A 5,376-nucleotide genomic window follows, 5' to 3' on the forward strand; every position below is an offset into this window, starting at 1 on the left:
CCGGGGCGCTGCTTGCGCACCTGCAGGGCCCTATCCACGCGCGGGCGACCGGCCGGGACGCTGCTTGCGCATCTCCAGGGCCCTATTCCCGTGCGGGCGACCGGCCGGAGCGCTGCTTGCGCACCTGCAGGGCCCTATCCACGCGGCCGCGGCCCCGGTCTCGCGCAGACGCCCGCGCAAAACTGCCGGCGCATCTGTCAGTTTCGCAGCGGCTTTCCGGTCGCCAGCATATGGCGCATTCTCTCCTGCGTCAGCGGTTCACCGCACAGGCTGAGGAACGCTTCGCATTCGAGGTCGAGCAAATACGCCTCGCTCACCTCGGCGCCCGGAGCCACATCGCCGCCCGTCAGCACATGCGCCAGCTTGCCGGCGATCAGCGCATCGTGGCTGCTGATATAGCCGCCGAGCCGCATGGAGTGAACGGCCGTGTCCAGCACCGCCCGCCCGTCGCGGCCGGCCACCCGGATGCGCGCATCCGCGGAAGGCGGCTCATATCCCGCCCGATCCAGCTCCAGCACCGCCCGCTTCGCTTCCGCAATGCGGCCGTCATGGCGGACCGCCACGGCATCCCCCGGCCGCGTCAGACCGAGACGAAACGCCTCGTGTCCGCTCGTCGAGGTGCGGGCCATCGCGATCGTCTCGAACAGCGCATTCAGATGCGTCTGCAAATCCCCACCTTCTCCGGCGCGGGCAGCCGCCAGCGCGGCCGCCTCCTTGCACCCGCCGCCTGCCGGAATAAGACCGACGCCCGTCTCCACAAGTCCGAAATACGTTTCCGGCGAGAACACAATCCGGTCGGCGGGCAGGCACGCTTCGACCCCGCCGCCGAGCGTCATCCGGTGCGGGGCGGCGACGACCGGACGGTCGAGACGCTTGAGCCGCAGCATGCTGTTCTGGAAGTAGCGGATGATCTCCTCGACTTCATCCCATTCCCCGCTTTGGGCTTCCATCAACAGCAGCATCAGGTTGGCGCCGACGCAGAAGTTGCGTCCCTCGTTCGCCAGCACAAGCCCGCGCCAATTGCGCTCGACTTCCGCGACGCCATCCCGGATGGCGGCCAGTATGTCGCTTCCGATCGCATTGTTGCGCGAATGAAATTCGAGGCACACGACTTCGTCCCCGATGTCGATAAGCGAGGCGCCCGCATTGCCAAGCACCGTCTTTCCTGCCGCTTTGAGCCTGTCGAGCCGGATTTCGTCCGGCTGAACCTCTTCTTCCTTGTAGCGTCCATGCGAAAAATGGTACCGTACCGCCCCCTCCTCCCGGTAAAAGCCGGCATGGCCTGCGGCAAGCCACTCGGTTACCCATGCCGGCACCGCGTCGCCCTCGGCCTTCATCCGTTTAACGGCTGCCTCCGCTCCGATGGCGTCCCACAACTCAAAAGGACCGAGCTCCCAATTGAAGCCCCAGCGCATCGCCCGGTCGATATCGCCGATATCGTCGGCGATAACTTCGACCAGCCCGGCCGCATACAGCAGCGTCCGCTTCAGCGACGTCCAGGCGAACTTCGCATGCGGATGGCCCGGATCGGCGCTGAGCAAGGCTTTCACTTTGGCCGCCGTACCTTTCGCCGATTTGGCCGCTTCGATCACCGGCGAGGCCGCTTCCCGCTTCGGCCTGTATTCCAGCGTCGTCCAATCGAGCGTCTCGATTTCGCTCGCGCCGTCCGCCCTTTTCCGTTTGCGGTAAAACCCGGCGCCGCTCTTCTCGCCGAGACGGCCCCGGTCGACCAGCCGCTGAAGCAGGGCGGGACGGGTGAAAGCGGCCCGTTCGGCCTCGTCTTCGCTGCGCTCCCTGACGTTGTCGACCACATGCAGAAGCGTATCGAGCCCGACCAGATCGAGCATGCGGAACGTCGCCGTCTTGGGACGCCCCATCGCCGGACCGGTCAGCGCATCGGCTTCCTCCACGGTCAGGCCGAATGCGGTCATCGCTTCCAATGTTGCAAGCATCCCAAACGTACCGATCCGGTTCGCAATGAAATTGGGCGTGTCTCGCGCGATGACCACCCCTTTGCCGAGCCGCCGTTCGCACACGTCGCGCAGCCGCTGGGTGGCGGCAGGGTCGGTGTCCGGACCGGGAACGAGCTCGACCAGCTTCATATAACGCGGCGGATTGAAAAATGCGAGGCGAGAAAATGGCGGCGGAACGTCTCCGACCTCCCTTCCGCCAGCGCCGCCACCGACAGCCCGGACGTGTTCGTGCTGACGATGGCATCATCCCGCCTCACGCCGTCGATCTGCGCCAACACGGCGCGTTTCGCGTCCAACCGTTCGACGACCGCTTCGACGATCCAATCGGCATCGGCCAATGCCGCCAGATCGTCCGCCAAATTGCCCGTTGTAATCCGATTCGCAAAGGAAGGATCGTACAGCGGCGCCGGACGGGCGGTGGCCAGCCGCTGCACCGCGTCTCTCGCCAGCCGGCTGCGTACGGCGGGATCGGCGAGCGTAAGGCCGCGCCGTTCCTCCTCCGGCGTCAGACGATCCGGCACGATATCGAGCAGCAGGACGGACATGCCGGCATTAGCCAGATGGGCGGCGATGGCCGCGCCCATAACGCCCGATCCGACAACCGCCGCCCGCCGAATCGGACGATGCGTTGACGTCACGAATATTCAACCTCCTTAAACGTTTATCCGGCTAAATTCCGGGTTCGGCATCCGGCACATTGCTACCTGCGCCTTCTTTCGCCTGCTTCCGGCTAGCCGGCCAACGGTTCGCCGAAGACGGCGGCCGCGAGCAGCTCCGCGGCATCCCGCGCCTTGACCGTTTCCTCCGCCTCCAGCAGCTTGATGCCGTCTTCCATCATCGTCAGGCAATACGGACATGCGGAGCCGATGACGGTAGGTCCGACGGCAAGCGCCTGGGCCGCTCGCGCCTCGTTCACCCGGACGCCTCCCTTCTCCTCCATCCACATCAAGCCTCCGCCTGCTCCGCAGCACATCCCCCGCTCCCGGGAACGCTCCATCTCCTTGAGCGCAATGCCCGGAATGGAGCGGATGATGGCGCGCGGAGGATCATAAATGCCGTTATACCTCCCCAAATAGCAGGAATCGTGATACGCGACCGTCTCCCTGACCGGATGAACGGGCTTCAGCTTTCCTTCAGCCACAAGATTCGCCAGCATTTCGGTATGATGCTCCACCCGCACGCCGGACGGCAGACCGAAATCCGGATATTCGTTCCGGAACGTATTGTACGTATGCGGGCAAGCGGTCACGATGCGGGTGATGCCGTATTTTTCAAAATGGCGATATTCTCGCGGGCAAGCTCCTGAAACAGCAGTTCGTTGCCGAGCCGCCGCGCCGTATCCCCCGAATTCCGCTCTTCCGACCCGAGCGAAGCGAAGCGGACCCCGGCCGCATCAAGCAGCCGGACAAGATCGAACAGCACGCGGCGGCTCCGGTTGTCGTAAGCGCCCATCGATCCTGCCCACAGCACGATTTCCGGCCGTTCGCCGCGGCGGTGCAGCTCCTGCACGGACGGAACGGTAACGCCGGTTCGCCGTTCGCATTCGGCCATCCAGCCGCTTCGTTCGGCGCGCGGCAGCCCCCACGGATTACCCTGCCGCTCGATATTTTGCAATGCCCGCTGCCCGTCGGCCGGCAGCGTACCCTGCATCAGCACGAGATGCCGCCGCAGGTCGACGATTTTATCCACATGCTCATTGCCGACAGGACATTGCTCCTCGCAGCTGCGGCAGGTGGTGCAGGCCCAAATTTCGTCCGGCGTCATGACGCCCCCGACCAGTTCCACTTCGTCCGGCTGCCGGTCTGCCTTGGTCCAGCCTTGCAACTGGGCCGCCATCGTCGGCGCGATCGCCGTTCCGCCCCGAGTCCCCAACTCCGCCCAATGCGGTTTGACCGCCGCCATCATGTGGGCTCCGTTCCCACTATCGAAGCGCCGTCCGCTCGCAAACAGCCATTCCGGTACCCAAGGGGACTTGCCGGTTACGGCCGCCCCCCGCTCGTTCAAATGGTCGCGCAGCTTGGTGATCAGATGCATCGGCGACAGCAGCTTGCCGGTGGACGATGCCGGGCATACATTGGTGCAGCGCCCGCACTCCACGCAGGCGTACAAATCGAGCAGTTGCTTGCGGGTAAAATCGCCGATCTCCCCCACTCCGAACGACTCGGCCGATTCATCCTCCAAATCGAGCGGAGCGAGTCTTCCCGGCGGAGTCCGGCGTTTCAGCCAAAGATTGACCGGAGCGGTAATCAGATGAAAATGTTTCGATTGCGGGATGTAGACCAAAAACGAGTACAGCACGAGCAGATGCAGCCACCAGAACAGCTCATGCAGCGCGGCGGCGGCAGGCGGTCCCAGACCGATCGTCGCGAACAGGTCGGCAAGGGCGGACGATACGGGCGCATAGCCGGCGGGCGGCAGACCGGTTCCGGCTTCGGCAATCCGTTCGAATGCCGGCGCGAGCAGCACCGTCGCCATGAGCGAGCCGATGAACCAGACGACGTATGACGGCTTCCATCCCCGCTTCAGCCGCGGCAGCCGTTCGACGTACCGCCGGTACGCGGCGTACAGGACGGCCGCCAGCACGGCCGTCGCCGTCACTTCCTGGACCAGGGTGAATGCGTCGTAGGCGGGATAAGGGAGCGGGCGGCCCGCCAGCCCTTTCCAGATCAGATCAAGCGCGCCGAATTGCAGCACGATGAAACCGTAAAACATGACCGCATGCATCAGGCCGCTGCGAACATCCTTGAGCAGCTTGCGATGGCCGAACGTCTGCATGAGCCAGTCACCGGCCGCCCGCAGACCGGCATGGCCGCCGCTTAGGGCTCCGGGCCGGACCGCGCCGCGGCCGCCAGCCCGGTCCCGGACGCCGCCTCCGCCGGGGACACCGCTATCGTTGCCGCCGGTGTCTTCCGCAAAGTCGCCGCTGCGGACTTCGGGGCTGCCGGCTCGCCCGCCGGGGTTTGCCGCCGGGGTCAACCGTTCGGCGCTGCTCTTGCCCCGGCCCTCTCCCGCGAAAGGCGGCCTGCCGAGGCGCATATACCCGATCCGCCGGGCGACGGCGGCCCCGAACAGATAGCAGGCGCACACGGTCGCGGCCGCGAACAGCGTCCACCTTAACGCCGCGATCCAAAACGCGGCATCCATCAATGACATCCCTCCTCTCTCGTAAAGCCGCCCGGGTCCGATATTGGATAGGGCCGTTTCGGCCTTGCTGGCCCCGAGGTGACCTCCGGGACGACTTTCCTCGCTAGCCCGGAGGCGATCCAAGGGACAGCCTTCCTCACTGGCCCCGAGGCGATCCAAGGGACAGCCTTCCTCACTGGCCCCGAGGCGAACTCCGAGACAGCTTTCCTCGCTGGCCCCGTGGCGAACTCCGAGATGATTTTCCTCGCTGCCTCCAAGG

General features: G+C 65.4%; 1 protein-coding gene and 2 pseudogenes. All 3 read right to left on the reverse strand.

Features of this window, described 5'->3' with window-relative positions:
• Nucleotides 1-197: 197 nt before the first annotated feature.
• A pseudogene (locus PACILC2_RS24200) lies at nt 198-2,557 on the reverse strand (3-hydroxyacyl-CoA dehydrogenase/enoyl-CoA hydratase family protein).
• Nucleotides 2,558-2,703: 146 nt separating this feature from the next.
• Nucleotides 2,704-5,117 (reverse strand): annotated as a pseudogene (locus tag PACILC2_RS24205) ((Fe-S)-binding protein).
• Nucleotides 5,117-5,376: hypothetical protein (locus PACILC2_RS24210; RefSeq protein ID WP_213531420.1), on the reverse strand; the 260-nt coding region annotated here is incomplete at its 5' end. The gene PACILC2_RS24210 and the pseudogene PACILC2_RS24205, both read right to left, overlap by 1 nt.

Origin of the sequence: Paenibacillus cisolokensis (assembly GCF_018403665.1) — a bacterium.
Lineage (GTDB): Bacteria > Bacillota > Bacilli > Paenibacillales > Paenibacillaceae > Paenibacillus_AH > Paenibacillus_AH cisolokensis.